This window comes from Bacillus sp. 05T21 (assembly GCF_056396785.1).
Map to the genome: position 1 here is coordinate 85,538 of NZ_JBFTMD010000008.1, position 26,359 is coordinate 111,896.

Consider the following 26,359-nt stretch of genomic DNA (forward strand, 5'->3'; position numbering starts at 1 on the left):
ATAATTTGTTTAATAATATGTAAAGAACTTATCGATCCAATTAGAACGTATATTAACGCTAATTTCAATTTCATATTATCAGTGTGTTCATTTGTATTAATTTATCCTCCATATAAATTTTACAGAAGGTTATACAACATACTTACCATAGCTGATATTATAAAAGATATAGTACAAACAGAGACCAAACCAAAACTCAGTCTAAAATCATCATTATTATTACTGGAACAACGGTGTGATGTTATTAAAATTAAAATAGATATTTTAAAATCAATTTCTCCCATTCCAATTCTCGTTTTCTTTTTAGGTATTGCATTTGATAAGAGTACATACCCAGAATATATATTAGGGGCTGCATTATTGTTAATGATGATATACATATATTGGATAAAATATTGTTATGAATCATATAAAACTACAACGTATAACGTATCGCAATTTAAAATTGCTATATCAAATTTAGAAGAATAATTAAAAACACGGGTATGAACAGTCCCCCGTGTTTTTTAACTTTTATAGATTACTCAATTATAGTAGGGAATACCACTTGTTTTGAGGAATAAATTTTACATTCTGTATTATCCCAATTAGCAAATACAACAAATGGTTTTTTGTTCTTATTAAGAATTTTTTTTATTAATGAATTTAAGATCTTTTCATTATCAATATGTAACGTGAATTTAAGATCTAAATTTGATTTTATACAAAACCTTGGCCGCACATATATTTGCTGATTTTTTCGGTCATAACCACCAAATATAACTTCAGCAATAACATTGCCATCAAATTCCTTTAAGTCAGAAAAGTATTTCTTAGATTTAATTCGTGTATCCGATAATAATTTATACAAAGGCTCATTTCCTAATAGATAAGTTTCACTATGTTGCTTCGCGAAATAATAAAATTGAGTGACACTTTTTATCGGTCTAACCGAAGGAGTTTCGTTACTTCCACTTGTAGTATTGGAGCTATATCCTGACTTTTCTGATTCACTATGCTGTTTTTTCAAAAGTTTATTCGCGAATTGTTTTAAATCGAATTCTGAAGCATCATAAATAGTATTAACTGCATTGTTTGAACTTCCATATAAACATCCCTGAATATGCCCCTTTGGAGTACCATTTGTAGTAAAGTATGGTCCATATACTCCGTTAATGGATGCTATTTTTAATAAAGCTGAACATTGAGGGTTTTTACAATTATACAGATATCCTTTTTTCTCTAGTTTTCCTTCTTGATAAGCATAAACCGTTTGATTTCCATCTAATGCAATTCGAGCCATAGATATTACCTCCAAAAATAATTTTTATAGTTCCCTATTAATAGATTAACAAAACTACAATTACAAACAAATACGAACATTTGTACTTTTCATGATATAATTTTGAATATAGTATTAGGAGATTCTTTAGGAGGGGAAAATATGGCTGAATGCAGATCACAGTTTACTGAATTTCACGATAATATTAAATTAAAGGAAGAAAATGAGATTTTAAGTAGTAAAAGAGACATTATTATAAAACGAATTAAAGATAAACTACCAGAAGAAACTGATTATAGTTTTGAAGTTTTTAATCAAGGTTCTTATGCCATGCACACAGGAATTAAACCATTAGATTCTGATTACGATATTGATGTCGGATTATATTTTGATATGTCAAAAGATGACATAAACCCCGTTGATGCTAAAAAGTGGATTTATAACGCTCTTGTTGGTCACACATCTGATGTAAAGATTAAGAATCCCTGTGTAACGGTTACGTACGCTGCAGGATATCATGTAGATGTCACAGTATACGCCTCTAATAACAGTGACGGTAAGGTATATCTTGCAAAAGGTAAGCCAACAAGTAAACCAGAAGATAAATATTGGGATGAATCTAATCCTAAAGACTTGATTAAAGAAATACGAGATCATTTATCTGATAAAGAAGACCGAAAACAGTTTAGAAGAGTAGTACGGTATTTAAAAAGATGGAAAGATATTAAGTTCACTTCCGTTAACGGTAAGCCAACAGGAATCGCTTTAACTTCTTGTGTTTATCATTGGCTAACTGTACAGAAAGAAACAGACTACTTCACCGGTAAAATAACATATAAAGACCTTGATGCATTAATTAATATTGTTTCTAATATGATTTCTAATTTTAAGGATGAGTACGTGATAGTCGATGAAGAGTACCAGTTTATGCCTAGGTTGAGGGTATACCTTCCTGTAGAACCAAAACCAGAACTATTTGAAAAAATGTCTTACAAACAAATGAAAACCTTTAAAGAGAAGTTAGAGACATTACTAGAAGCATTAGAAGAAGCTAAAGGCAAACCTGATCCTACAGACGCAGCAGAAATATTGAAAAAACAATTTGGTGATGATTTTCCCGTTCCAGAAAAATCAACTACAGGAAAGAAGGCAATGGCTGCTGCAGTTATTTCTAGTTCAGAATCCGCGAGTGAGGAAAGGTAATGGCATTAGCTCTAGAAGAAATTAAATCGGAATTAGAAGAAATAAACCAAAACATTATTAGTGCATTTAACATATTGGAAGAACCGAATTTAAAAGAATATCCTGGGTGCGTTAAAATTGCAGAAATAGAGCTAGAAATATGTGGCAAAAATGCGATAATAACAGTTGGTTTTCCTGAAAAATTCCCGAATGAATTACCAAAATTTTATGATAAAAGAAATTTATTTGGTTCTATTCCCCACAAGCTATCCAATGGCTTTTTATGTTTCACTAGAAACGAATCATTAGTTTTAGATACGAGGTACCCTGCTTCTATTCTATTAAACTGTCTGATAAAAGTAGTGAAATTATTGGAAGATGGAATAAAAGGGATAAATAAAAAAGACTTCACGGATGAATTCGAAGTCTATTGGCAACGTAATTGGGTGTTAGATATATTTGCTCATATCGATACCACAAATCCGACTGTAAGGGAATTAGATTTATGGAGTACGAAAGCTAAAAATGATGATTTTATTATAGTTAGTGCGGAGAAAAATCATAACTTAGAAAATGTTATTAGTTGCTTTTTTCACATAAATGTAAATGACGATAATAAATTTAGATGTATATATATTCCCTTAAAAGAAGAATCTTTGTTATTACCACCATTAAATGAAGAAATGTGGAATCTTGCAGATTTTAAAAAAAATGTTTTTTCTAATCTAACTACAGGAAACACAAAAGTGTTAAATCGTTTAATTAATAAACCTGTAGAAAATATTCGTTCGAATTTAGAATTTATTATTATAGGATTACCTATGTCAAACGGAAATACTGCATTATTTGGTTGTGGAATAAAAGGGACCATGTTTCATTTAAGATCCCATAAAAATAGTAGCCATATGAAGCAACTACACCCATTTATTGCAAAACCTAAAGATGCTACATTATATAATGCCAGTATTAATCGTTGGCATCCCAATCATCTATTGAATCGGACAGGTGGAAATACAGAATTAAATAATAAACACATATTGATTGCTGGTGTAGGCTCTGTAGGAAGTGAGATTGCTATGCGTTTTGCGAAAGCTGGGGTAAATAAAGTTTCACTAATCGATTATGACACATTAGAGCTAGAAAATATCCATCGTCATGCACTTGGTGGTGATCAAGTATACAATCTGGGTAAAGAGACAGCTATTTATAACAAATCAAAGGTAAGAGGAATTAAAGAAGAAATAAATAGAAAATACCCATTTACTATAGTGGAGACTTACTACAAAAGTATTTTTACTGTACTTGATGAAGTAGAAATTAATAAGAATAGTATAGATTTAATTATTGTTGCAATAGGCTCCCCTAATAAAGAAATGATGATTAATGAAAGGTTGCATAAATTACCTAATCCTCCACCTGCCATATATACCTGGGTGGAGCCACTAGGTATTGGAGGACATACTTTAATAACATTGAATAAAGAAAGGACAGGCTGTTATCAATGTCTATTTAAACCAGATGAGGATACACCTATTTATAACCGTTCAGCATTCGCAGAGCCATTCCAAGAGTTTGCTAAGTCAATTACCGGTTGTGGCTCTGTATTTACACCATATAATTTCTTAGACAGTGAACGTTCCGCTATGTTAACTGTAGATACTGGGATCAAGATACTTTTAGGAAGCCTAAAAGGTAATCCGCTTTTATCATGGAAAGGGGATGATTTTCTTTTTGAAAAGTATGACTATAAAAAAACGACACGTTATTCATTTACTAACGAGAGATTAAATGAGACAAAATATTTATATAAAGATGCTCAATGCCTCATTTGCTCCGAAGAAAGTAGTGATGTGCATGAATAACAACAAAATAGAAGAGGTTTTTATATTACCTGATAACAAGTTATTGTATATCCGTCCTGAATCATTAGATAAGATGAATAAATACAAGCAGATAAAACGGAGGGATACCGAAGCTGGTGGGATTCTGATAGGAAGAATATTAGTAGAGGATGGAAATTATATAATAGATGATGTATCAGAACCAATGCCAAAAGACAAACGAATGAGAACTCGATTTAGTAGGAAAGTAGAAGGACATCAAGAATATTTTAACGGTGTTTGGGAAAGAGAGAACGGAAGATGCTTTTATCTTGGAGAATGGCATACTCACCCACAGAAAGTACCGATTCCTTCTTCCATTGACAGAACGGATTGGGATCGTTTATTAAAAATCGGCTATGAAAATGGATGTCTATTTTTTATTATAGTTGGAATAGAGGAATTAAAAGTATGGTATGGAAGTGGAGAAGAGCCAGTTATAATTGAACTAAAAAGGAGGAGAGTCATTGGAAAAGGGTGTGAAAAAGACAAGAAGAAGACAATTGAGTCCAGCTGAAGATTATCATTTGTGGGTAGCATGTGGAGGAATTTGTTCATTTGAAGGGTGTAATCGGAGATTGATAGAATCTTCGTCCGGGAATTTAACTAACGGCGGGATAAAAGCACATATTATTGGGCACGCAAAAGGGTCTGCACGTCACGAATTTATGGAGGAATACAGATACACACAAGAGACACTAGAAAACGTATCTAACCTAATGCTAATGTGCTATACTCATTCAAAACGTATAGATGATACACACACAAGAGATCAGTTCCCACCAGATAGATTATTTAAGATGAAAGAGGAGCACGAACAACGTGTCGCTTCTTGGGCCGAGTCTAAAAAAAAGAAAAGCATTGCTTTAATACACAAAAGATTGGGTGGTCCTTTAGCTGATATTGAATACGATGGAGAGGCGCCGTATATACTTCTTGATGCTGTAGAAGACCAAACCGTGTTCGATGACTTTACAAGAGAAGGCTGGGAAAAAGGAAAAGAAAGAAATGAACAACTTTATCAAAAGTTTCTCCAAAAAATTAAAGAAAAAGATGCGCATGTCGGAGAAATATTTCCTTTGTCGCCTATCCCATTATTAATTCATCTAGGGTCATTGTTAACCGATACTGTACCTTATTCAATATATCAATTCAATAGAGAAACAGGCTTATGGGTTTCTGATAATTTTGGAACTAACAAAGATGTTATTTTAACTTGCTCTAAAGACATTAAAGAGTCCGATGAACTAGCTGTACTCGTATCAATAAGTGGTATAGTTAAAAGTAAGACAGTTGAAGAAGTATTAGAAAAAGAATTTGATGTTATCTCTTTTGAAATAGATGAACCTGGATTAAAAAGGGTATTGTATAAAGACGATGTTGTAAATATCCAAGCAAAAATAAAAGATGACATAGAGAAACTATTACAACAAAACGACTATAACAAAATCCATTTATTCTATGCAGGTCCAGCTGGTCTTGCCATAGAAATAGGGAGAGGAATTAACCCTAATATTTGGAGCGAAGTATGTTTATATCAATACAATAATAGAATGAGTCCTAAATACCAATATGCGTTGTCCATATAAAAAGCTTTATTAATAATGAGAGTAACACCATTTTGAATTATCTTTTTTCAAAATGGTGTTTTTAAAAGTATTCATATTTTTATCGTTTTTAGAAAGACAACAAACTTTAAACTATTTAGCTACTAATAATAAAATATTCATGTAAATGAGCATTATTCAATCTTCACATATATGAGCTGTTAATAGTTTAGAGTTCCTTATAGAAATGATTTAGATTTTCATTTCTTCCTTCAATCTTTTTGCAATAGGAGGGGAGGTTAACTTACAATCATCCAAGTGTTCGTTAAATTCTCATTTAACGAACACTTATAATGTGGTATAATATTCCTATACTATAAATAAGGAGCTGAACTCAATGCAATTAACTCAGCAACAGTTTTTTGAAGCATATAACATAGACACACAAGAGTTCGAGACTGCAGAAATTAGTTGGGCTAGTTTATTAGAAATACATACTGATTACTTATCATATAAGGAATCACTAAATGCCACAGCAGAATATTTATCAAAGACGTTACGTACTCACCCAGCGGCCCATACTGTTAGGTCTAGGGTTAAAGATCCTGAACACTTAATTGATAAAATTATTAGAAAGATTATTAGAGAAAAGGAGAAAAATCCTGATTATAACATTGACGTTAATAATTATAAATCAGAGATTACAGATTTAATTGGAATTCGAGTTCTTCATCTTTACAAAGACCAAGCAGCTCCTATTGACATATTTGTCCGTGAAACTTGGGATTTAAGAGAAAAATGTACCATCTACTACCGTCAAGGTGATTACTCAAATCAAGAAGAACCTGAAGATAATAAATTATTTAAATTCAAGGTACATCCATTTGGCTATCGTTCATGGCACTATTTAATAAGTTCGCAAGCAACAAAAGACGTTCACATTGCAGAAATTCAGGTAAGAACAATCTTTGAAGAAGGTTGGAGTGAAATTGACCATCAGCTAAGATACCCTAATAATATGAACGACGTCCATCTAACTAAGCAGCTACTAGTTTTAAATAGAGTTGCTGGAAGTGCTGACGAAATGGCGACTGTAATAAGAGAATTAGTTGCTGAAAATAATATAAAACAAAGATCATTTGATGAATTAAAAACACAACTTGACACACTGATGAAGGACCATGATATTGAAAAAGCTGTAAAAGAAGAGTTGCAGGAAAAAGTTGCAAAGCTCGAAGACCAAATGCCACTTAAATTACCAAAAGATAGATGGTTTAATAGTTATATAACTTTTGGAGAAAAGCCAATTCCTGCTTCATCCCCCCTACTTAAAGCCGGCGAACAAATAGTTATTGATTTTAAAGCAGATGAACCATATGACATTAAGCGATATTTAAATGGTTATACACATCCTGCACTCGTTAAAAAAGCAGATCAACAGAAATAACTGTTCGTTAAAATTGTATTTAACGAACAGTTTGAAGATTTTCACATAATTAAGTATAGTAGAGGTATCCAGCATATACGGATACCTCTCTTCATTTACAAAAAACTACTGGGTATCCATATGTAATCTATAACTTTACTAAAATGAAATCCTGGCTTATACATTCTAATAATTGGCTTGAATACTAGTTAAACTTTATACGATTTGAGGTGTACAACATGAGTAATAAAGAAAAAGAAAAGTTTAAAATACTAATAGAAAAACATAAAAGTAAAATGCCCTGGTATATCATAGAGTATGCAGAAATGAAAACAGTGCTCTCCCCTGCTACATTATATGCTTACATGACTGAATATGAAAAATTTTTAAAGTGGCTTATTAACAACCGGCTTGCTATTGATAATGGCAAAGTCGTTGCGGACATATGTGATGTACCTATTACAACATTAGAAGCATTACCTTTAAATGAAGCTAGATCGTTCCAAAGATACCTTCAGGGAGAAGGAATTGAAACAAAAGCTATCAATAGGACCTTCTCAGCTTTAAAATCCCTGTTCAAATATTTGGCTCAGAATACAGAAAATGAGCATGGGGAAAATTACATAACTCGTAATGTAATGGAGAAAATTGAACTGCACAAAGAAAAAATAGATGCGGCTGCAAGAGCAGACGATGTTGCAAATATGATATTTAATGATAATGAAGATGTTGCCTTCCTTCAATTTTTAGCCAACGATTACGGCGAAATGTTAAAAGAGGTATCACCACGAAAATATAGTTTTTTCCAGAGAGATAAAGAAAGAGACATAGCAATCATAAGCCTCATTTTAGGCACTGGCTTACGAGTTTCTGAAGTAGCTAGCCTTACTATCTCTAGTATAAACTTCCGTCAAGGAGCCGTGAAAGTTACTCGTAAAGGGAATAAAAGGTCTTCTATATTAGCTACCCGTTCTTGCTTAGATGATGTTCAGGAATATATTAAGATTCGTTCAAATAAATATAATTGCCCTACAGACGAAGACTTACTTTTCGTCACAAATTATAGTGGGAAATATACGCAGCTCACTGTTAGAGCTATACAAAAGTTACTCGATAAATACACAAGTGCATTTGATGAAAAACGCAGCCCTCATAAACTACGACATACCTACGCTACAAATCACTATAAAGAAAACAAGGACTTAGTATTACTACGCGACCAACTTGGTCATACTTCTGTTGAGGTGACTAGTATCTATACAAATATTAATAACGAGAAAAAACGAGAGGCTGTTGATCGTTTAGAAAGAAGACAATTTGAATAAAAAAACAGGCCATATCCGTTAGGGAAATGGCCTGTTTCTGTACAATCAAACTTATTACTTCCGGATAAAAACCCTTACCAACCAGAAACACCTGTTAATACAGCTTTATTGGCTTCATTACATTTGTGATAGACTTGCCAATATCCATCTACAACCCAGCCTTTTTTATATTCTCTATCAGCTGAAAACGCCGCATATAGGGCTGTACCTAGATTCACTAACTCGAATTGAGATGCTGTCCCAATATTCTTGACACGTTCTTTCAATTCCGCTGAAAAAGCATCAATATCCTTTTGTGATGTTAACTGTTGAATTTGTTGGTAAAGGTAGTTCGAAAGCCCTTTACCAGGTATATTATTTGTAATCGCACTTAAAATCATTTCAACTATACTCTTTTTCATTCTTATTCCACTCCATTTCAATTTATATAAACTAAACGTATTGGGATAAAATAATCAGGAAGCCCCGATTATTTTATCGTACAAATGTTGGATAAGCTCGTTCTGTGGCATTAATCCACTCTGCTACCTCACTAAGCATGCTCTGTACCTCGTCATGAGACAAACCAGCTTCAGCAGCTTGATTCCAGATATCCTCCATAACATCACCTAATTGCTGCGGATATTTAACACTGTCGTGACGTAAACTCGGAATTAAAACTCCAAGAGCATCTCTCTCCGATTGACCCGCATATGTTTGATGAGAAACATGCCATCCACCTTCGTTACGAGTAAGCGTATAACGATCATCATGTCCCCATCTACGTGTATAAATTAACATCTCGAATGAATCGCCCATCGTTTGGTCTTCTGGGTCATTATTAGCATCTGTATTGTCCAAATACGCCAATAAATCTTTAACTGCATGAATACTGCGGTAAAAACCTACTTCTTCTGGCTGCATACCACTATTCTCTATCATATACTGATGATGTTTTGGGTATGGTTCAAGTGACATATGGAGCTCGTGTGCTACCTCAGCCATTTGTTCGAATAACTGATTATGATCTTCGTGTGCCTGTCCGTTAATTTCTTGCTTGACTAATTCTAAGTTCGTTTCAATTACAGCACGTTGCTCTTGTTGTAATGCATTCAATTCTACATTCATTGTTTAACACTCCTATGCATTTATTGAATAGAATTTTATGTAACAAACAGGCCGAAAGTCTTGAAAAACAGACTTGCATAGTTACCAATTCTTTCTAAAATCAGTATATAGTCAAAGTTAGTCAAAGTCAAACATTTTTTTGACCATCTTTGACTAACTACTCGTAGCTTACTTCAGCAGCATTCGCTATACCATTTGTATCTTGCATTTATTTTTCTATTATCAGTATATCTATAGATTCAAATTCAACTGTATATTTCCCGGTCGATTCATTGTTGACTTTAATACGCAACTTTATATACCGCTTTCTAACTACAAAAAGCCGGTACCAACTGCTGGCACCGGCTTTTAATTACTTTTTATTAACTAGCAAATTTACATTTTATTAATTATAAAGTCAAGTATATCTGTATACAATTGAGAACCTTTCTCCCAAAATAGTAATATACAAATAAAAATTAATCCTGATATGGATTTAATAATATACTCATCTAGTGGAACTTCCTTTGTAACAGAATAAACATAACCTGCTATTGCAACAATTATTGTATAAATAAATGTTAATGTACCTATACCAATAGTTAATAGTAATACAATTAACGGGGGCATTGAACCTCCTATACTTAGGATACTGTTACCCATGTAATAATTCAGTGTGAATATAGCCGCCCATATTAAACAAATAAACGTAGGTAAATTGTATAGATTATTAGATTTCTCTATTTTTAAATTAGGATCCTTAGCAATTTGATTTGCTTTTTCTAACAAAAGATTCAAATTCATCATTCAATCTCCTTTATGCTTTAAAATTTTAATTATTATATAATAATTAAATGATATTATATATGTTACCTTTATCAGTAACACATATAATATATGATACTTCCTTTAACCTGATTTGTAACAAAAAGCCCATTTCTTTACGAGATGGGCTTTTGTAAGGAATCATAATTATCGGTTTTTAATGGGGTAATGAACCTTTTACTAGATTCCTCCACCTGGTTCAGTCATATATTGTACAACAGGTGCTTTTTTTGCTGCATCTTGATAAATCACAGGGTTATTTAATCCAACAGATAATACAGCGACAGTTACTAGACTTAGGACGAAAATCTTGATCTTTTTCATCTTAAATACCCCTTTTCCTTTATTGAAATTTTAGCTTCATAACTCATACGATAGTAATCCGAAGCCTTATCTTTCATTCCTACATTATAACACTCATTAGCTAAAAATTCAGAATAGTTTTGAATTTCTTTCGAAATATTTTGATCTTTGAAATAAGCAATAGCTTCCAAAACAATAGGCTCTAATTCTTCGATAGCAACCTTATCAACTAAAGCATTCAAGATATTATAACGGTGGTGATATTCTTCCGTACAGTCTTCTAACCCTTCAGCAATAAAAATTCTTGCCTTTTCATAATTCCCTAAATTATAGTGAACTTCCGCTAAGGTATGTACACCTTTTTTCTGATACGGTAATCGGGGAGAACTGAATTTTTCATATACATCTTCTAAATGTCGTAGAGATATCTCCCACAGCTTTTGATTCGAATAGAAAACCCCTAAATTATAACGAACCGTTAGGGCCGCTTTCGATTCCTTTTCATCCTCTAGTATACTTAAGGCAGATATTAGATATTCTTCTGCCATAGCATGCTGATCAAGTGTAATAAGGGACATCCCTATTGTATTTTTACACGCTCCAACCTTCGCATGAAACGAATGTAATTCTTTATCTTTTTCGAAGTATTCTAGGGCATTCGATGTATGTTTCACCGCTAAAGTGGGTTGTGATAAATAATAATGGTACAAGCCTACTCTATATTGAAACTCTGCATTTTCTAATTCGTCATTAAGGACTGGTAGTAATTCTTCTGCAAGTCTCAAATGATTTTCTGCTTTTGGATACTGTCCCATTTCTGTTGTATAGATGAATTTAAAAAAGTGATAATAGTATTGCAATCTTGAATCAGGTTGCTCCTGAAGATGTGAAAGACTTCCTAGTTCATGTTCAAAGTTACCGATTAACATTTGGAAACGACAATTAAATAAGGTGTAATAATCTAAAAGATCGTCATATTCTTTCATACTATTAAATTTTTCATCTATAATTTGTTTCAAGGCAATCGTTTTTTCTGTATGCTGCGAAACCATTTCAAGATACCATTCTTGTAATAATGTATATCCTGTATTTGTGAAATCCCTTGTTTCCATCGCCCGTCACCCTCTCTTTATATACTACCTACATATTATTTAAATATTAACACAATTCCTTTAACCGCAAGCGATTTTTCATGTTGAGAAAATTTTTTAGGGTCAAACCTTATTTGGGGTTCCGCCGAGATACGTGTAAAAATGGGTCATAGGCTTACTTTTTTTCCAGTAATGACCTATTTTATGTTTTTAGGGTCCAGCTGGAAAAACTCGGATATTGCTAAGGCATTTTTGGAAGCAAAAACCCTGAGTTTTCTACGTTAAGCAGAAAATTCAGGGCTTTATTTTAAAAGATCTATTTTTTAGCTCACACTTTTCTTTAATTTCATTTTCATCATTAAACAAGAGGTTATTTGATTTATCGTGCCGGCCCTACTTTTTCATTTAAATAACACTATTTACAAAAGTTACATTCCATGAACTAGATCCCTCCGTTATAGTGCAGCGCATGACTGCATTAACTACTGATCCTGTCGCCTTTATTACTGGTTCCCACTTAGCATCGGCTACAACACTAAAAGAAGTGCCCACATCAAATTTCTTAGAATGGTTAACATAATGGTTTCCGCCGATAGTTGACGTCCCCCATTGTTGGAGAGTTACATTTGTATTTTTGATACCTGTTGTAGCATCTTGTAATGTCCAGTATCCAGTTGCCTTCGTTATATCATAGTGATTAATATTTCCCGATCCACCTTTTACGATCTCATAATAAACCCTCGAATAAGAGTAAACTGAAAGAGTTGAATCTAATCCTCCTTTTCCTGAATCATAACCTAAATTGGAAATAATTTCATTTGACTTTTCAAACGTAGCCTCACTAAAAACTGTTGTAACATAACTTTCTACAACTTTTGTTCCCTTTTTTACAGCCTTAAGCTTTTGTGATGTAATTTGGACATCTTTTTTGGAGAGATTAGCCTTTTTTCCATTCTTATCTTTAACTTCCATTAGGGTGTTCATGTTTTTATCTAATTCAAGATTATCAGTAACTCCTTCTTTCGCTCTTGAAAGAAGAGCATTATTATCTTTAATTTCTTGCGCTTCAAAGATAATTACTTCTTTATTTTCTAACTCAGAACCTCCAGCAGCAAAAGTTGATGGAGCAAATGTACATAGTGCTATAATAATACTTAGGATAGATAACTTTACTTTTTTATACATTTTTATTCCCCCCCAGATTTCAAAAGATTTTGCTATTATATTCCTTTGAATGCTATACCATATACATGGAATTTGTTTAGAAAGCTATATTAATCCTTTTTTTCCAGAGTAATATTTTCATGATGACCATCCCACTTTATGTCAATTATCATTTCCTTGTCTTCTCTTGTTGTTAAACAATCAGTACATTTTTTTGGAAAAGATAGTTCATTATTTTCATCTAATGCCTTTCCATCACCATTAAAATCGCTTTCTCCATCATTAATTACAATATTTAATACTTTTATTTTCTCTGGATTTTCTCCTTTGTACTTCACAACATAAGCACCATCTTCGCTATCCTCTGAAACCTGTGTTTTGTACGAACCAATCCAATTTTCGCTTTCCCCTTTAAAACTGAGGACTTTTTGATTGCATCCAACCAATAACATAAAAGTAGAAACACAAAATAATAATCCAATAAATTTTGACGATTTCATCGTATCACCTCTTCGTTATAGCTTATGGTAAAATTTGCGAATACGAGGTAACAAAATATACTGAAAAGAATAAGTCATTTTTCCAATAACTTATTCTTTGTAAACGGTTACCACAAATTATGAGTAAAACCTACATTCCATGATTGGGAACCCTCCGTAATTGTACATGTTTGGTATGCACCTATTTTGTTACCTTTCCCTTGGAATATTGGCAACCAGGTTTGTGGGGGAATTATAGTAAAGGAAGTTCCTGTTGAATAATCCTTATATTGACCACTATTTATACCGCCTCCAGCTTCAGATAATCCTGTTTGCCCAATTCTAACCTTTGTATTTTTAATCCCAGTTGTAGCATCTTGTAATGTCCAATAACCTGTTACTTTAGTTAAACCATAATGTTGCTTCCCATTAGTTGTGGTAATGTTATAATATAGACGAGAATACGAATAAACTGATAAAGTGGAGTCTAATTCACCCCCTCCATGATCAGCAAAATAACCCACCTCACCTGCGTTTGGATTAATTGATACTTCTCCAAAAAATGTAGTTACATAACTATCCACTACTTCACCGTTAGCATTTACAATTCTTTTAAGGCTTTCAGTAGTACTTTTTAAATCTGAATTGGATAACGGAATCATGGTTCCGCTCTCATTTGTTATAGTAACTAATGATTCTAATCTCTTTTCAATCTGAGGATTATCAGTAATTCCTTCTGATGCCCTTGAAAGTAGAACTTCTTCATCACTTATTTCTTTTTTTTCAAACACAACCACTTCTTTTTGATATCCTTTGGCAGCCACTATTTTGGAGGAATATACCGTCGAAGCAATTAATAACAGAACCGTACAAATTAACGTATTAATTTTTAGAACTTTCAAATGCTTCCTCTCCTTTTTAGAAGTTGAATAAAAATATTATCGTTCTTCACCTCACCTCTATCATGGAATTAAGCCCTAATTACTACCTTATATGTTTTATCTAAAATTTCTAAACTGGGTTTGTTAATTTTGGTAATAATTGGGGCTTGTTGAGGGATTACATAACCGCTGAACACTCAGTAATTGCAAATGACATAGAGGAAAGTGTTGTTAAAAAAATTTTATCAACTATAATTTTGCACCTCTATCCAAAAGTTTTATACTACATTTTATTTCTATCATAAACCCAATAAAAATATACTATAATTTGGAATGAAAATTGTAAATTTAAGGCATTGTATATCCCTGTTTAAAAATAAAACGGGTCATCTGCTGGAAATAAAAGTAAGCCTATGACCCATTTTTACACGTATCTCGGCTGAACCCCATGCCCATCAACTTAAGAATTTAGAATTACCCCAAAACGAAAAAATGAGTTTTTTTGTTACAAGTTAGCACAAAATTTCGTTCTGGGGGTACTATAAAATTTCCGGTTGATGGCGATGTGGTAGATACCCCAGTGTACACAATGACAGTATTTCTTGCACCAGAACCAACGAAAGTAATTTAATGTAAAAAATAGTTAAAAATCTAAGCCCGTGTTATTATTATATAGGGAATTTAAAATTAAAGTTGTATCTGGAGAGGAAATGTTATAAATGAAAACAACAAAAGGGAAACTATCTTCTAGCATTGATATTATAGGCTTTATAGCTTCTATAATAATGATTATTGTAACTTTGGTTAATTTTAGAACATGGCTACATCCACTTACATTCTTTACCGTAGGACTAATCTTCTTTATTAATATAGTAAAGACCCTTAAGGGAAAAGGGCGTAATTCAAATTAAAAATTTGATTCTTAAATGCTTATATTTTATAAAGTATGTTAGTATCTTTTTAATAGTGGTCACCATCCATCACCATCAAATTAAAATAAATTTGTATCCATATAGCAAAAAAATCGCTATTCTTTTTGTAGAAATATACAGAAAGGATGGCATTTTTTATGAATCTTTCGATTCAAGATGAACTCCAATTATTTGCTGAGGAATTATATCAATATTTTACTCCTTCATTCTTAGAGGAGCTTGCTAGAGAATTAGATTTTGTTCAAAGAAAGCGTAAGTTTTCAGGGCATGACTTAGCCACTATCTGTGTTTGGGTGAGTCAACGGATAGCGAGTGATTCTTTAGTTAGACTGTGTAGTCAACTACATGCAGCTACAGGAACTCTTATTAGTCCAGAAGGACTAAATAAACGCTTCAATAAAAAAGCTGTTTGCTTTTTAAAACATGTTTTCTCTGCATTATTAAAAAATAAAGTTTGTGAAACCTCAGTGATTCCCAGTTCTTCACTTACCCATTTTCAACGGATTCGCATTTTAGATGCAACAATTTTTCAAGTACCAAAACACTTAGCTAGTGTGTATCCTGGCTCGGGTGGTTGTGCACAAACAGCAGGTATAAAGATTCAATTAGAATATGATTTACATAGTGGACAGTTTTTAAATTTTCAAGTTGAACCAGGGAAGAATAATGATAAAACCTTTGGAACAGAATGTTTAGCGACATTACGGCCTGGCGACTTATGTATTCGAGATTTAGGTTATTATTCACTGGACGATTTAGATCAGATGGATCAACGTGGGGGATATTATATATCGCGGCTGAAATTAAATAATATGGTGTATATCAAAAATGAGTTTCCTGAATACTTTCGAAATGGGACAGCTAAAAAACAATCTCAGTACATCAAGATTGATTTAGAAAACATTATGAATACCTTAAAACCGGGACAGGTCTATGAAATAGCAGATCCTTATATTGGAAAGGATAAAAAACTATTTACACGCGTTATTATATATCGGTTAACTGAAAAGCAACTTCGAGAACGTAAGAAAAAACAAGTGTATAAGGAAAGTAAAAAGGGTATTACGTACTCAGAGAAAAGCAAACGATTAGCTGGTATGAATATTTATGTCACCAATACACCTTTGGAATGGGTTCCGATGGAACAAATACATGATTTTTATTCCCTTCGTTGGCAGATTGAAATTATCTTTAAAACTTGGAAATCCTTATTTCAAATTCATAATTGGCAAAATATCAAACGAGAGCGATTAGAATGCCACATTTATGGAAAACTCATCGCTATTTTTCTATGTTCTTCTACTATGTTTAAGATGAGACAATTAATTTTACAAAAGAAACAAAAGGAATTAAGCGAATATAAAGCCATTGGAATGATACAAGATCATCTATACATCTTGTATCAAGCAATACAACAAAACACTCAAAAAATAACCAAAATCTTGTGCCGTCTATTCAACCTCTTACTGAAAAATGGAAGAAAGTCTCACCGATATGAGAAGAAAACAGTCTTTGATATCCTGGGTGTTATTTATGAGTATAGTGGATTGGAAAAACAAAGGGAAATTGCATAATTTTTAAAATTGGGTCGATTGAGGTTTATTTGGTATGCTCATTTTTAAGGACACAAAGTATTTTAAGAGTTTTTCCGTTCATATGAACGAAAGTTCATTTTGTTTGGGTTCTTAAGTTGATGGGCATGGGGAAACCACTGGTAACATAGATTTATATGGCTTTAAGGAAACACATAAAACCGTCCATAAATACGCCAAAAAGTTCGCCAGGGTGTTTAATATGACCACTGAAGAATGGATTGAATATCACCAATCCACAATGAACGATTATATTTCAAGTCAATTTACAGAGTTTCTTTCCTAATTCCTTTATATTAAAAGAGCGCCATCCTAATTTAGATAGTGCTCTTTATATTTTGCATCGACCACCATAATCTCCTACTAATACACAATGTTCATAAAATGTTCACAAAGATGAGTATGTCGACAAACCCATCGAGTATCAATAGCAACGGATCAGACTACTAATGTGAAAGCTGTGTTTAAATCACTAGGCAAAACCGTTAACGAGACAAACCTTAATTAAGGGGAAAACTCTTCTTGCATCAAATTAAGCCACATAATACATTAGAACTAGGATATGCGCGTATCTTTATCAAAAATAAAAATGAAAGTAGCTGATATTATGCTAATTGATCCATCAACACTAATGCGTATAGCCCTATACGTAATATTTCTCTCATTAACTTTCACATTACTATTTTTATTTTCTATTCCATTTTGGTCTGCATGGAAAGAAAATGATCTATCTACTATCAAAGATTTCAAAATTTCGATAGATAAAAAGTCAAGCTTACTTATTGCAACTTGGATAGGAACCGTTTTAATCGGACTTAAATTTTTAACATTCAACATATTAATTTCAGATATTGTAGCTACAATCCTATTAATTACATTTATTTTCATATTAACTTCACGCACCATACATGAATCATTTTAAGTAAAACAAAAAGATCCTAGCTCATAAATCAAGCTAGGATCTTTTTGTTTTACTTATGACTAATCCGAATCGCACTTTTATACATGGCTCATGAGCAATTTTTCACCAATGCCCATATTCCTTCTAAATTCCATAGGTATTACAATACGCCCCAAATTATCTAGTTTCCTTACTATTTCTGTTGATTGCATGTTAACAACTCAATTTCATTCTCTATCGCTAATAATAATTTTTCTCTATCTACTATAAGAGGGAACGACATATCTACAGCTTGTTTAACATCCTCTTTTCTATACCGCACAAGTGACTGAACCTTTATTTTAGGGACGCCCTTCCCTTCTAGATATCTATATACTAATACTTTATATTTAAACTTTAGATGTAAATCCTCTATTCCTTCCAAAAAATCTTTCAAGCTATATAATTCAACTGGCATTTCATTGACCACAACATTTTCAACACGCTTATCCTTTAACTCGATTTTAGAATACATTCGATTCACTTGTTTCGTTGCTATCTTCCGAAATGCTTCCAAAGTAGTCATTTCTTTTTCTTGATTTTTAGCTATTTCATCTAACTTCTCTCTGGCTGCCATGCTTAGTTCATCTATATAATACCTATTCCGATCAACCAATAATACCGATTCTTTTAGTAAAAATTCCTGAAAACCCCTTCGAGAAAATAATTTACGTTTTGTAAATAAATGAGTATGTACACCTTTTGTATCATGTTCAGTCAGCGCTTTGTTTGCTACCGAATTAATATATATATGATGGATGTATGGCGCTATATTTTTCTGCACATAATCATAACTACATCTAAGATAATTAGCCATTTCATCAATTGTCATGTTGAAATCATCTTCAATCCGTACTAAATATGAAAAAGCTATCTCTTTTAATAGAAGCCCCTTCCCTGGTATTTTTACTAAAAATTCACTTTCCATTTGCTTGCTCCTTTCCGCTCGAAATACTTAGTAAACATAAGCAGAGAAAATTTTTATAAAACTATTATAAGTTACAATTATGAGTAACATATATAAAATAGACAATAATTAATTGACTTTCAGCATGTATATATTTAAGTTTAAGCATAAATTGTCAGTTTGGACAGTTTATGCATTATTTTTGAGGGACAATTTATGATTAACTTTTTTTCTGATAAAAACCATTAAAAATGGAACCATATAAAAATATTTATATTTTCAAAATATTACAAAAAATAAAGAGGTTTTTCTCTTATTTCGTCAAATTATATACTTGCAAGTCAAAAATTATCGATAAAAGGAGAGGAATCACATGAGATTTAAAAAGAAAATTTTAGGCGCTTTAATAGCAAGTATTGCACTCTTACCCTTAATACCGTCCGATAGTGCCTATGCAGCTGGAACAGTGGAAATTGACAATGACACAAACACTAATGGTTACAGTAATTATTATTCAGGTTCCTGGAGCAAACTAAGTAATGGTAACTACGGAGATTCAAGAATTCATTGGGACAGTGCTGATATTTCTGTCAAATATAATTGGTCTTTTACACAGTATGTCGCTAGTGGTTGGTTTTCGGTCCGAGTATATCTGAATAACCCTAATTTCACCAATACAGTGGCTATTTACGGAAAGGATGGTTTAAATTTCGCTTTATTCAATCAAGATACAGCTAGAAGTGGTTATAACGAGATTGGAACAGTCTGGATGACGTCTGGACAACCATATACATTTACAGTAAATGGCAGTGCTCCGGAATCTTGGTTTAACACTGGAGCAGATTCAATCCAATTAATAGATTAATATGAGGAGGATTTAATATGAATTCGAAAAGAAAAGCGCTAATTATATTATCATCATTCGGTATATTAGCAGGGGGTATGGGTTTTACATATTCTTCATTGCCAGACAATAAAACCAATGTACACGCTGATACAGGAACAATATCAGAAAACCACAAAGCAGAAATCCAGGATAAAATGGTAAATAGTATAGATTATTTTACATCGGCAAAAGGTTCATATCACTACTACGCTGAGCATAGTAAAGCTGATTATACTGTTGATTTTGACGTGAACGTAAAAGGATCCACGCCAGTAAGTTATACAAAAATAAAGAAAAAAGACGCCTCAGAAATCACTATGATATATGACGGTAATGAAGTTTTACAAGCAGATAGCAAAACAAAAAAATTCAAGAAAATTCCTGTTCTTAAAGATAATAATACTAGTAATAAAAGCTCACAAGCAAGCCCTGCTAAACAAAGGTATTATAAAGGTTCCGACGGTAAGGTACAAGGTGTAAAATTGCGAAAAGACCCTGCTAACATGGGAGCTGCAACTGAAATTTTATTTAATCAAAATATCGCACTTGGATTTTTAGAAGACTACTCAAAATGGAATATCGATTCTGAAGAACAATTAAATGGATTTGATGCAATTGTTTTATCAGGTGAATTAGAAAATAATTATAAAGAAAAGCACAAAGCTGAAACATTTAAAATATGGACTCATAAAGACACTGGTATTATGTTAAAAATGGAAGAATACGATAAACAAGGCAAAGTAGTTTACTCTATTGCCGCTCAAAATCTAGAACTAAATAAACCTGTTGACTATAATAAAATCCAACTTACTTCTCCCGCAAACTTTACAGAAATTAAAGAATAAAAAAAGATTGCCTTGGTATAACCAAGGCAATCTTTTTTTATTCTTTAAAATTCAACAAATCCTGAAATTTTTTCGCATCAGCCGATTTTATACTATAACCTTTAACCGTCGGATAAGGTTCAGATGTATCTTTATTATTTGGTTGTTGGTTCTCTCCTAATATAATTTTCCCATCATTTTTATCTAGCCATACTAAAAATTCCTTATCTTTACCGTCTTCAAAAAACAACCTCAAACTTATATCTGCCTTTTGAGTAATATCCGGCGTTAAATTTAAAGAATCTTTATCTGACCCTCTCATACTATCCATTAACAATTTCATTTCATTTGGTTTATCTATTGTTTTTTCAGAACTATTATTCAAATCCTTGATTATTAATTTCTCTACTTCCATTCCCTCAAACGCTACATGTTTAGATGAAACACCTTTATCACTAGAATTAAGAGTACACCCACTTAAATTTAAAAACATTATAATTACAAATGCTAAAAAGGCTAATTTCTTCACATGCTCCCTCCTCTCTAAACACATCCTTCCAAATAATAATTCTTTTCATTCTCAAAATACCCTTTTTAAAAATCCGCTAAATATATTGAGAAATATTTAAAACATTATCGAAAATACGATGGCATAACTTATATTTTACGTATAAAGGTAACATATTTTATATTATTACCCCCATATCATGTCCAGTTGACATTATTGTGTGGAAGTTAATTCATATAAAACTGAAAATATACGATTAGTTTGCAGACCAATTTATGCTTTAATTCACAATTTCTATCGAGGTCTCTTAGAATAATTCATAATTTCTTAAAAAGGTGAGAAATAAAATTTGTCGAATAGTAACTATTAAAATAAGAATTTATGAAAAAACTATTGATATATTGATTAAACTTATTAATTTCCACTTAAAAGGAGCTGGTTAAATGTATTTTTCTAACGAGGAGCATGAACGTAATTATCAAAAACTATTAGCTATGAGAGGAATCGAGAAAAGTGGCCAAGAACCAGATTATGAAACTGTATTATATATAACTGCATACCCCGGAATTTATAAATGCTTTGATTGGAATATTTTCGAAACAGAACATTCTCCATTAAGTGCATTGATTTACCATGAGGATAAGAAACAAGGGGTAAATCCAGAGGCGCTAACAGGATCCACACTGCCAATCGTCAAGGCTGGTCAATCGCTATTTAATGGCTATAAAGTAGATTTATCCGATTTACCCTTATATAACGATGAAATTTTCGAAGTGTTTTTCCAGGCTTGTAAATTAAGATGGCGTAAGACGTTAGAGTATACTTTCGTAAAAAACAAAACCTTTTAGTGAGATACTAAAATAGTGTAATAGAAGGAGCGTAAAAAATTTTGAAATCAATTCAAAGTTGGAAACTAAGAGAATTTAGACAAAATAAATCATTAACAATTTCCCAGTTTGCAAACAAACTAAGCTATAATCCTACTCTGATATTTATGTATGAACAAGGTATAAAACGTCCTGGAGACTCCTTCTGGGATAGTATGAATAACACTTATAATATATCACCTGATTATTTTACTCGATAGTACCTGATAATAAAAAGAATGCAGTCATATAATCTGCATTCTTTTTATTACCTCTAATATATAAGTCATTTATCCTACATGTTTACTCAATTTAAAATTCGAACTGCATTGAATACAAAATAAAGTGTTATTCGATTCAATTATCAAATCACTTTTACAGTCTGTGCATTTTAATTTAGGTATTTCCTTCCCTGTATAAATCCACTCTGGTGTAACATCTCCCAAAAGTGCAAGCTGCTCAACAATTTCTCTTGATGGTACACATAAACATCTAATCCACGAATTTACTGTCCCTTTAGGAATTGGTAATCCTTTTTTATTTTTAAGTTTTTCTCCTAATTCAACAAGGCTTAAAGGCGGAATATGAGAGTTTTTAATTTGTTCAATTCGTTTTCCAATCGCTTTTTTATCTAACATTAATTACTCACCAGCCTTACTTTTTCTAATCCAAATGCTTTTAAGTAAATTACTATTTATCACTCTCATAATTAACAATAAATACATCAACATTATATTCTTGGTATTTCTCGCATTCTTCTTTAATAAGTGCTATACATTTCTCTTTCTTATATCCACCAGAGCCACTTCCTATAAGCGGAATTGCTATTGATTTATAATTCTCTTTAATCAATAATTGTAAAGCGTTTTTAGTTGACTCTCTAATTGAATACTCTGTAGCTTTCCAAAATGCATTAATCCCAGCAACGTGTACGATAGCTTTACAATCTAAAAATCCAGAAGAAGTAATAACCGCCTCCCCAATTTTCAAGAAACCTTTTCCCCTTACTTCCTTATACACGTTCTTACCAGTCTTTTTAAATATTGTCCTCGAAACACCTGATGCAATTAATAAAAATCCAGGTATGAAGTTTCTATTCCAAGCGTTAACTATTACATCTACCTTATCGCAATAGTTTGTAATATCACCATTTTCTATGAAGATCCTCAACTTATAACCATCCTTTTACATTAGTAGCAGTCCATAAAATCAGTTGAGACTGCGCCTAACATTTAATATATTGTTATAAACAACTAAAATCATATAGAACTTTGATTAAAATCCATCACAGTCGGATCCCCCATCAACATAAGGCCAATTATTATAAAAACAATACTTAAAATTGCTCCTGTGATGATACTAGCAGATGTATCAAAGTCTAAAGATAGAATCCTGGTTAATATGAAAACACCTACAATCACAATGAGAGATATCAACCATATATTAACCATGATTTTCTTCTTTTTTCACTAACTGCTTCAAAATTAACAAGATTATTACTGCAATTGTATTATTTATAAATAAGTGCTTTGTTCCCACATTAAGCGCATTATTTATTCCTAAACCAATACGCTCAGTTGATGTAATTTCTGACCAAAGATCAACAAATGGAAGCAATAAATCCATAAGCTTTATTGCTTCAGTGTGTATACCGATAAATGCATAAACAAAAACAAAAGCAGATATACCAATATACATGCATAAGGCAACCATTATCCCACTAATTCCAATTTGAAAGAAGCGTGAAATAAATGTTTGATTATCTTTCTTTTTTATTTTCGTATCCATAAACACCGTCCATTCTAGTTACTTTATTATTTAAGATTTTTTTTGATCCCTTACTAATTTCTCAATACCTTTTGGAACATACATTTCAATATTCATTTTTTCATCCTTTATTTTACTTACTTTAAAATAGGCTCTGAACCTCCCTTCATCTATCTCCTTCTATAATTACATACCTAATACACTAACAATCTGACATGCTTTGGAATTCACAATATAGTAGTACATCTCCAACCCTTTTCTTTCTGAACGAAGAATCTTCCCACGCATTTTAGATAAATGCTGAGATACAGTAGATTGAGGTATATCTAATAGCTCCGTTAACTGAGTTACATTGCAAACCTTACGATGTTCTAACTCTTTTACAATTTGCAGCCTAACTGGATGAGCCATGATCTTTAGTAATTCTACATCCGCCTCTGGAATTCTGTTCATTTCTTTATTTAGTTGCATTGTTGTCATTTTTGTTATCTCCTTAATATTTTTTATTTTATTTTGAATAAACTTGTTTGTATTTAAATTTATAGAGTTCATGCGTATCTTTCTGTTTGACTACTATTTACTATCCGGTTTTATATATAAAAATACTATAATAGCTAAAAATCCAGCAAATGATAGCATAGGTATCGAGATGAAACCGAATAAATTCAAGTAATCTTCTGTACAAGAAACTCCTACAGAACATATCTTCATCTCATTTGCGGGAAAGGTTTGAATTGTAATTTGATAGACTGCTAGTAATAAACCACTAATTGCAAATGGGAATGCATAAGTACTTACGTGTGGATCTTTTCTATACATCCCTATCCCCAATATCAATACTAATGGATACATGGCCATTCTTTGATACCAGCACAAATCACATGGAGGTAGCTTCATCCATTCACTAAAAACCAAACTAATCAACATTGCACTTGTAGCTATCATCCAAGCAATTGCAATATGATACTTTCGAATTAACGCCATTCTTCATTCACCTCATTTAATGATTTGCTCTACTTAGCGTCCGTATGTGATTAGCTTATTTCCATGTTTTGAAAATCCTGTCTCGATGGAAAGTATCCAATCGTTGATATCTCTCCAGTCATATCCTTTTTCTTTTAACTCTATCGGGAAACTATTCTCGAAATCATCCCGCATTTCGTACATGCTTTCCAATGCTTTTTCCATTGGACCAAATTTATATAAAATGTGCGTGTTTACACGTTTGTTTCTTTTTTCTGATATAGCCAAATATACGTATCGTTTTTCTTTCGCTAAAACGAATTTCAAGAATCCCGCTACCTGACTCATCTATTCCATCTCCTTCACGGTTTTCCTTACCACTCTCTTTTTAATGTGAGTAAGGAAAACTTTCTCTCTTACAGTTTAATTCAATGAATATCTCATTTTTTTGCTTTGAACATACAAAAAAACACTCATCATCACAATGTTTATTACACCAGCTGCAGCTCCAATTTTTGAAATAACATAGATGTATTCGTTACTACTGAAAGGCATCATGCTCGAAAATATAAAGACAATCGAAATAACAAACGATAAGATCATGTTTCTTTTATTCTCTTTCACACTTAAAAACCTCCTTATTTTAATCTCAAAGCATTAGTATTCTTACTAGGCTTGAGTGATATGCGTTAAGCGGCATCATTTCGGTTATAATGATGTTTCTTTTCATCCACAAAACCTTTGATACTCCACACTCCGCTTTTAGATGATTTTGCTTTCTTTTCTGCATCTAACATTTGTGGAAGCAGCGTAGTGTTCGGTTTAGTAATATAAGCTACAATCCCGTATCCTAATTTGACCATTAATTCATTTACATGTATTCCCTCGCAAAATATATACGCTAATTTTCTGCCATACTTGTCTTCTTTTTGTCCATGATCATATACCAGGGTTACATCTTTTCCTTCTATTTGTTTCTTTAGAAAAGAAGATGCTTCTTTACCCATCTTTTGTGGCGGAATCTTTCGAGAAACAGATTCAGGGGTGTCTAATAATAGTAACCTTACCGTCTGCTTCTTCCCGTTTACTTTCACATCTACTGTATCTCCGTCTTTTACATGTATTACTTTTCCTTTACCCGTTTCTAAGCCTTTTAATTTGTCCCTGTATGCTTCTGGAATATCAACATTACTCTTTCCTTCTACATTCTGCTGGATTGCTTTTTAGGCCGTTTGTGCAGGTCTCGAATCATTTGTTTGTGTTGAACTGCTACATGCTGTAATTTGAAAGACTAATGAAGTTATACAAGCAATCTTAATCCATGGTTTCATACCGTAGTATCCTTTCCTATTAGTATCACTCTACTTAATATACAAATGGACTATATGCTGGATTAACTTCTTTATAATCACAACACAAGCAAAAACGAACCCACTTTGGATGTTCGTTAAACGTAGCCCTGAATGATTGCTTTTTACATTTGGGACATACTGATATTTCATTCCCCTTATTACGCTTATGACTCTCCACATTCTCAAAAGATACATCTGTAGATGGTATTTCACTCGTACGCAATATATCTTCCCCCTCTCTCTTTTTTAGCGATTTATAGACAACGAAAAAAGGACACACCTATGGCATATGTATGCGTAGGTGTGTCCTTTTGCAGGTAGATTTAGAAGTATTTTGTTACTTTCATCATATCATAATTCTTATTAATTTTA

Annotated in this window: 32 protein-coding genes and 1 pseudogene; 12 read left to right on the plus strand and 21 right to left on the minus strand. The window is 32.4% G+C overall.

The window, feature by feature from the left end; all coding sequences use genetic code 11:
• Positions 1-520: 520 nt before the first annotated feature.
• On the minus strand, positions 521-1,282 hold the full coding sequence (locus tag AC1DKZ_RS16510) for a hypothetical protein (RefSeq protein ID WP_476996632.1): 762 nt from the start codon (positions 1,280-1,282) through the stop codon (positions 521-523).
• Between the two features lie 141 nt (positions 1,283-1,423).
• Here AC1DKZ_RS16510 and AC1DKZ_RS16515 point away from each other — a divergent pair, with 141 nt between their 5' ends.
• The 6 genes from AC1DKZ_RS16515 to xerS all read left to right on the plus strand — a co-directional run bounded on the left by AC1DKZ_RS16515 (position 1,424) and on the right by xerS (position 8,621).
• Positions 1,424-2,464, plus strand: a complete 1,041-nt coding sequence (locus tag AC1DKZ_RS16515) for a nucleotidyltransferase domain-containing protein (RefSeq protein WP_476996633.1) — start codon at positions 1,424-1,426, stop codon at positions 2,462-2,464.
• Positions 2,464-4,305: a ThiF family adenylyltransferase gene (locus tag AC1DKZ_RS16520; protein WP_476996634.1), complete on the plus strand. Its 1,842-nt coding sequence runs from the start codon at positions 2,464-2,466 to the stop codon at positions 4,303-4,305. The genes AC1DKZ_RS16515 and AC1DKZ_RS16520 overlap by 1 nt, the downstream gene beginning before the upstream one ends.
• Positions 4,298-4,840 carry a Mov34/MPN/PAD-1 family protein gene (locus AC1DKZ_RS16525; protein WP_476996635.1) on the plus strand — a complete coding sequence of 181 codons (543 nt, stop codon included), beginning with the start codon at positions 4,298-4,300 and terminating at the stop codon, positions 4,838-4,840. Before AC1DKZ_RS16520 ends, AC1DKZ_RS16525 begins: the two co-directional genes overlap by 8 nt.
• Positions 4,791-5,912 (plus strand): SAVED domain-containing protein, encoded by a 1,122-nt coding sequence (locus AC1DKZ_RS16530; protein WP_476996636.1) that lies wholly within the window; start codon positions 4,791-4,793, stop codon positions 5,910-5,912. The genes AC1DKZ_RS16525 and AC1DKZ_RS16530 overlap by 50 nt, the downstream gene beginning before the upstream one ends.
• Positions 5,913-6,267: 355 nt before the next feature.
• Positions 6,268-7,317 (plus strand): RelA/SpoT domain-containing protein, encoded by a 1,050-nt coding sequence (locus AC1DKZ_RS16535; RefSeq protein WP_476996637.1) that lies wholly within the window; start codon positions 6,268-6,270, stop codon positions 7,315-7,317.
• Between the two features lie 218 nt (positions 7,318-7,535).
• Complete coding sequence (gene xerS, locus AC1DKZ_RS16540; RefSeq protein WP_476996638.1) at positions 7,536-8,621, plus strand: tyrosine recombinase XerS; 1,086 nt, start codon at positions 7,536-7,538, stop codon at positions 8,619-8,621.
• Positions 8,622-8,695: 74 nt separating this feature from the next.
• Here the strand turns inward: xerS and AC1DKZ_RS16545 are convergent, their stop codons facing one another.
• The 8 genes from AC1DKZ_RS16545 to AC1DKZ_RS16580 form a co-directional block, all read right to left on the minus strand.
• Positions 8,696-9,022, minus strand: a complete 327-nt coding sequence (locus tag AC1DKZ_RS16545; protein ID WP_476996639.1) for a hypothetical protein — start codon at positions 9,020-9,022, stop codon at positions 8,696-8,698.
• Positions 9,023-9,095: 73 nt separating this feature from the next.
• Entirely contained in the window at positions 9,096-9,728 is a 633-nt protein-coding gene (locus AC1DKZ_RS16550; RefSeq protein ID WP_476996640.1) for a hypothetical protein, read from the minus strand.
• Between the two features lie 375 nt (positions 9,729-10,103).
• Positions 10,104-10,337 (minus strand): hypothetical protein, encoded by a 234-nt coding sequence (locus tag AC1DKZ_RS16555; RefSeq protein ID WP_476996641.1) that lies wholly within the window; start codon positions 10,335-10,337, stop codon positions 10,104-10,106.
• A gap of 375 nt (positions 10,338-10,712) precedes the next feature.
• Positions 10,713-10,856, minus strand: coding sequence for a Phr family secreted Rap phosphatase inhibitor (locus AC1DKZ_RS16560; RefSeq protein WP_476996642.1), 144 nt, complete (start codon positions 10,854-10,856; stop codon positions 10,713-10,715).
• Positions 10,853-11,947 (minus strand): response regulator aspartate phosphatase, encoded by a 1,095-nt coding sequence (locus AC1DKZ_RS16565; RefSeq protein WP_476996643.1) that lies wholly within the window; start codon positions 11,945-11,947, stop codon positions 10,853-10,855. The genes AC1DKZ_RS16560 and AC1DKZ_RS16565 overlap by 4 nt, the downstream gene beginning before the upstream one ends.
• 384 nt (positions 11,948-12,331) lie before the next feature.
• On the minus strand, positions 12,332-13,111 hold the full coding sequence (locus AC1DKZ_RS16570; RefSeq protein WP_427225527.1) for a hypothetical protein: 780 nt from the start codon (positions 13,109-13,111) through the stop codon (positions 12,332-12,334).
• A gap of 89 nt (positions 13,112-13,200) precedes the next feature.
• A complete protein-coding gene (locus AC1DKZ_RS16575; RefSeq protein WP_427225526.1) occupies positions 13,201-13,590 on the minus strand; it encodes a hypothetical protein in 390 nt (129 codons plus the stop codon).
• 107 nt (positions 13,591-13,697) lie between these two features.
• Positions 13,698-14,471, minus strand: coding sequence for a hypothetical protein (locus AC1DKZ_RS16580; RefSeq protein WP_476996644.1), 774 nt, complete (start codon positions 14,469-14,471; stop codon positions 13,698-13,700).
• A gap of 698 nt (positions 14,472-15,169) precedes the next feature.
• On the opposite strand from AC1DKZ_RS16580, the gene AC1DKZ_RS16585 reads away from it, so the two are divergent.
• Both AC1DKZ_RS16585 and AC1DKZ_RS16590 read left to right on the plus strand, forming a co-directional pair.
• Positions 15,170-15,361, plus strand: a complete 192-nt coding sequence (locus AC1DKZ_RS16585; protein ID WP_002090657.1) for a hypothetical protein — start codon at positions 15,170-15,172, stop codon at positions 15,359-15,361.
• 158 nt (positions 15,362-15,519) lie between these two features.
• Entirely contained in the window at positions 15,520-16,956 is a 1,437-nt protein-coding gene (locus AC1DKZ_RS16590) for an IS4 family transposase (RefSeq protein WP_476996645.1), read from the plus strand.
• 573 nt (positions 16,957-17,529) lie between these two features.
• Here AC1DKZ_RS16590 and AC1DKZ_RS16595 read toward each other — a convergent pair.
• Together AC1DKZ_RS16595 and AC1DKZ_RS16600 are read right to left on the minus strand one after the other, a co-directional pair.
• Positions 17,530-17,880: a hypothetical protein gene (locus tag AC1DKZ_RS16595; RefSeq protein ID WP_476996646.1), complete on the minus strand. Its 351-nt coding sequence runs from the start codon at positions 17,878-17,880 to the stop codon at positions 17,530-17,532.
• Between the two features lie 188 nt (positions 17,881-18,068).
• The gene (locus AC1DKZ_RS16600; RefSeq protein WP_476996647.1) at positions 18,069-18,842 is read right to left on the minus strand and encodes a hypothetical protein; all 774 of its coding nucleotides are present in this window, start codon (positions 18,840-18,842) and stop codon (positions 18,069-18,071) included.
• Between the two features lie 352 nt (positions 18,843-19,194).
• Between AC1DKZ_RS16600 and AC1DKZ_RS16605 the strand changes: the two genes are divergently transcribed.
• Positions 19,195-19,686, plus strand: coding sequence for a hypothetical protein (locus AC1DKZ_RS16605; RefSeq protein ID WP_427225504.1), 492 nt, complete (start codon positions 19,195-19,197; stop codon positions 19,684-19,686).
• A gap of 17 nt (positions 19,687-19,703) precedes the next feature.
• Positions 19,704-20,552 carry a LolA-like protein gene (locus AC1DKZ_RS16610; protein ID WP_427225502.1) on the plus strand — a complete coding sequence of 283 codons (849 nt, stop codon included), beginning with the start codon at positions 19,704-19,706 and terminating at the stop codon, positions 20,550-20,552.
• Positions 20,553-20,589: 37 nt separating this feature from the next.
• Here AC1DKZ_RS16610 and AC1DKZ_RS16615 read toward each other — a convergent pair whose 3' ends face one another.
• Positions 20,590-21,060 (minus strand): hypothetical protein, encoded by a 471-nt coding sequence (locus AC1DKZ_RS16615; RefSeq protein WP_427225500.1) that lies wholly within the window; start codon positions 21,058-21,060, stop codon positions 20,590-20,592.
• A gap of 422 nt (positions 21,061-21,482) precedes the next feature.
• Here AC1DKZ_RS16615 and AC1DKZ_RS16620 point away from each other — a divergent pair, with 422 nt between their 5' ends.
• Together AC1DKZ_RS16620 and AC1DKZ_RS16625 are read left to right on the plus strand one after the other, a co-directional pair.
• Positions 21,483-21,887: a hypothetical protein gene (locus AC1DKZ_RS16620; RefSeq protein ID WP_427225492.1), complete on the plus strand. Its 405-nt coding sequence runs from the start codon at positions 21,483-21,485 to the stop codon at positions 21,885-21,887.
• Positions 21,888-21,928: 41 nt separating this feature from the next.
• Entirely contained in the window at positions 21,929-22,126 is a 198-nt protein-coding gene (locus AC1DKZ_RS16625) for a helix-turn-helix domain-containing protein (protein ID WP_427225491.1), read from the plus strand.
• Positions 22,127-22,195: 69 nt separating this feature from the next.
• Here the strand turns inward: AC1DKZ_RS16625 and AC1DKZ_RS16630 are convergent, their stop codons facing one another.
• The 9 genes and pseudogenes from AC1DKZ_RS16630 to AC1DKZ_RS16670 all read right to left on the minus strand — a co-directional run bounded on the left by AC1DKZ_RS16630 (position 22,196) and on the right by AC1DKZ_RS16670 (position 26,210).
• Positions 22,196-22,543 carry an XRE family transcriptional regulator gene (locus AC1DKZ_RS16630; protein WP_476996648.1) on the minus strand — a complete coding sequence of 116 codons (348 nt, stop codon included), beginning with the start codon at positions 22,541-22,543 and terminating at the stop codon, positions 22,196-22,198.
• Positions 22,544-22,595: 52 nt separating this feature from the next.
• Positions 22,596-23,075: a macro domain-containing protein gene (locus AC1DKZ_RS16635; protein ID WP_427225487.1), complete on the minus strand. Its 480-nt coding sequence runs from the start codon at positions 23,073-23,075 to the stop codon at positions 22,596-22,598.
• Positions 23,076-23,348: 273 nt separating this feature from the next.
• The gene (locus AC1DKZ_RS16640; protein WP_427225485.1) at positions 23,349-23,693 is read right to left on the minus strand and encodes a hypothetical protein; all 345 of its coding nucleotides are present in this window, start codon (positions 23,691-23,693) and stop codon (positions 23,349-23,351) included.
• Between the two features lie 165 nt (positions 23,694-23,858).
• A complete protein-coding gene (locus AC1DKZ_RS16645; RefSeq protein WP_427225483.1) occupies positions 23,859-24,152 on the minus strand; it encodes an ArsR/SmtB family transcription factor in 294 nt (97 codons plus the stop codon).
• A gap of 93 nt (positions 24,153-24,245) precedes the next feature.
• Complete coding sequence (locus AC1DKZ_RS16650) at positions 24,246-24,656, minus strand: disulfide bond formation protein B (RefSeq protein WP_476996649.1); 411 nt, start codon at positions 24,654-24,656, stop codon at positions 24,246-24,248.
• A 33-nt stretch (positions 24,657-24,689) separates the two neighbouring features.
• On the minus strand, positions 24,690-24,983 hold the full coding sequence (locus AC1DKZ_RS16655; protein WP_447620306.1) for a hypothetical protein: 294 nt from the start codon (positions 24,981-24,983) through the stop codon (positions 24,690-24,692).
• Between the two features lie 75 nt (positions 24,984-25,058).
• Complete coding sequence (locus AC1DKZ_RS16660) at positions 25,059-25,259, minus strand: hypothetical protein (protein ID WP_016095072.1); 201 nt, start codon at positions 25,257-25,259, stop codon at positions 25,059-25,061.
• Positions 25,260-25,324: 65 nt separating this feature from the next.
• Positions 25,325-25,966: pseudogene (locus AC1DKZ_RS16665) on the minus strand (thermonuclease family protein).
• Positions 25,967-26,000: 34 nt separating this feature from the next.
• Complete coding sequence (locus tag AC1DKZ_RS16670; RefSeq protein ID WP_016095075.1) at positions 26,001-26,210, minus strand: hypothetical protein; 210 nt, start codon at positions 26,208-26,210, stop codon at positions 26,001-26,003.
• Positions 26,211-26,359: the final 149 nt, after the last annotated feature.

Excerpts from the sequence above, each read along its gene's own strand:
- AC1DKZ_RS16595 (WP_476996646.1), bottom strand. The coding sequence starts at position 17,880 with ATGGTGCGTGAAGTTAATATGAAAATAAATGTAATTAATAGGATTGTA.
- AC1DKZ_RS16565 (WP_476996643.1), bottom strand. The coding sequence starts at position 11,947 with ATGGAAACAAGGGATTTCACAAATACAGGATATACATTATTACAAGAA.
- AC1DKZ_RS16630 (WP_476996648.1), bottom strand. The coding sequence starts at position 22,543 with ATGTTAGATAAAAAAGCGATTGGAAAACGAATTGAACAAATTAAAAAC.
- AC1DKZ_RS16585 (WP_002090657.1), top strand. The coding sequence starts at position 15,170 with ATGAAAACAACAAAAGGGAAACTATCTTCTAGCATTGATATTATAGGC.
- AC1DKZ_RS16640 (WP_427225485.1), bottom strand. The coding sequence starts at position 23,693 with ATGGATACGAAAATAAAAAAGAAAGATAATCAAACATTTATTTCACGC.
- AC1DKZ_RS16605 (WP_427225504.1), top strand. The coding sequence starts at position 19,195 with ATGAGATTTAAAAAGAAAATTTTAGGCGCTTTAATAGCAAGTATTGCA.
- AC1DKZ_RS16515 (WP_476996633.1), top strand. The coding sequence starts at position 1,424 with ATGGCTGAATGCAGATCACAGTTTACTGAATTTCACGATAATATTAAA.
- AC1DKZ_RS16535 (WP_476996637.1), top strand. The coding sequence starts at position 6,268 with ATGCAATTAACTCAGCAACAGTTTTTTGAAGCATATAACATAGACACA.
- AC1DKZ_RS16655 (WP_447620306.1), bottom strand. The coding sequence starts at position 24,983 with ATGAGTCAGGTAGCGGGATTCTTGAAATTCGTTTTAGCGAAAGAAAAA.
- AC1DKZ_RS16590 (WP_476996645.1), top strand. The coding sequence starts at position 15,520 with ATGAATCTTTCGATTCAAGATGAACTCCAATTATTTGCTGAGGAATTA.
- AC1DKZ_RS16520 (WP_476996634.1), top strand. The coding sequence starts at position 2,464 with ATGGCATTAGCTCTAGAAGAAATTAAATCGGAATTAGAAGAAATAAAC.
- AC1DKZ_RS16560 (WP_476996642.1), bottom strand. The coding sequence starts at position 10,856 with ATGAAAAAGATCAAGATTTTCGTCCTAAGTCTAGTAACTGTCGCTGTA.
- AC1DKZ_RS16555 (WP_476996641.1), bottom strand. The coding sequence starts at position 10,337 with ATGCCCCCGTTAATTGTATTACTATTAACTATTGGTATAGGTACATTA.
- AC1DKZ_RS16610 (WP_427225502.1), top strand. The coding sequence starts at position 19,704 with ATGAATTCGAAAAGAAAAGCGCTAATTATATTATCATCATTCGGTATA.
- AC1DKZ_RS16650 (WP_476996649.1), bottom strand. The coding sequence starts at position 24,656 with ATGGCGTTAATTCGAAAGTATCATATTGCAATTGCTTGGATGATAGCT.
- AC1DKZ_RS16600 (WP_476996647.1), bottom strand. The coding sequence starts at position 18,842 with ATGGAAAGTGAATTTTTAGTAAAAATACCAGGGAAGGGGCTTCTATTA.
- AC1DKZ_RS16575 (WP_427225526.1), bottom strand. The coding sequence starts at position 13,590 with ATGAAATCGTCAAAATTTATTGGATTATTATTTTGTGTTTCTACTTTT.
- AC1DKZ_RS16570 (WP_427225527.1), bottom strand. The coding sequence starts at position 13,111 with ATGTATAAAAAAGTAAAGTTATCTATCCTAAGTATTATTATAGCACTA.
- AC1DKZ_RS16510 (WP_476996632.1), bottom strand. The coding sequence starts at position 1,282 with ATGGCTCGAATTGCATTAGATGGAAATCAAACGGTTTATGCTTATCAA.
- AC1DKZ_RS16620 (WP_427225492.1), top strand. The coding sequence starts at position 21,483 with ATGTATTTTTCTAACGAGGAGCATGAACGTAATTATCAAAAACTATTA.
- AC1DKZ_RS16645 (WP_427225483.1), bottom strand. The coding sequence starts at position 24,152 with ATGACAACAATGCAACTAAATAAAGAAATGAACAGAATTCCAGAGGCG.
- AC1DKZ_RS16525 (WP_476996635.1), top strand. The coding sequence starts at position 4,298 with ATGAATAACAACAAAATAGAAGAGGTTTTTATATTACCTGATAACAAG.
- AC1DKZ_RS16545 (WP_476996639.1), bottom strand. The coding sequence starts at position 9,022 with ATGAAAAAGAGTATAGTTGAAATGATTTTAAGTGCGATTACAAATAAT.
- AC1DKZ_RS16550 (WP_476996640.1), bottom strand. The coding sequence starts at position 9,728 with ATGAATGTAGAATTGAATGCATTACAACAAGAGCAACGTGCTGTAATT.
- xerS (WP_476996638.1), top strand. The coding sequence starts at position 7,536 with ATGAGTAATAAAGAAAAAGAAAAGTTTAAAATACTAATAGAAAAACAT.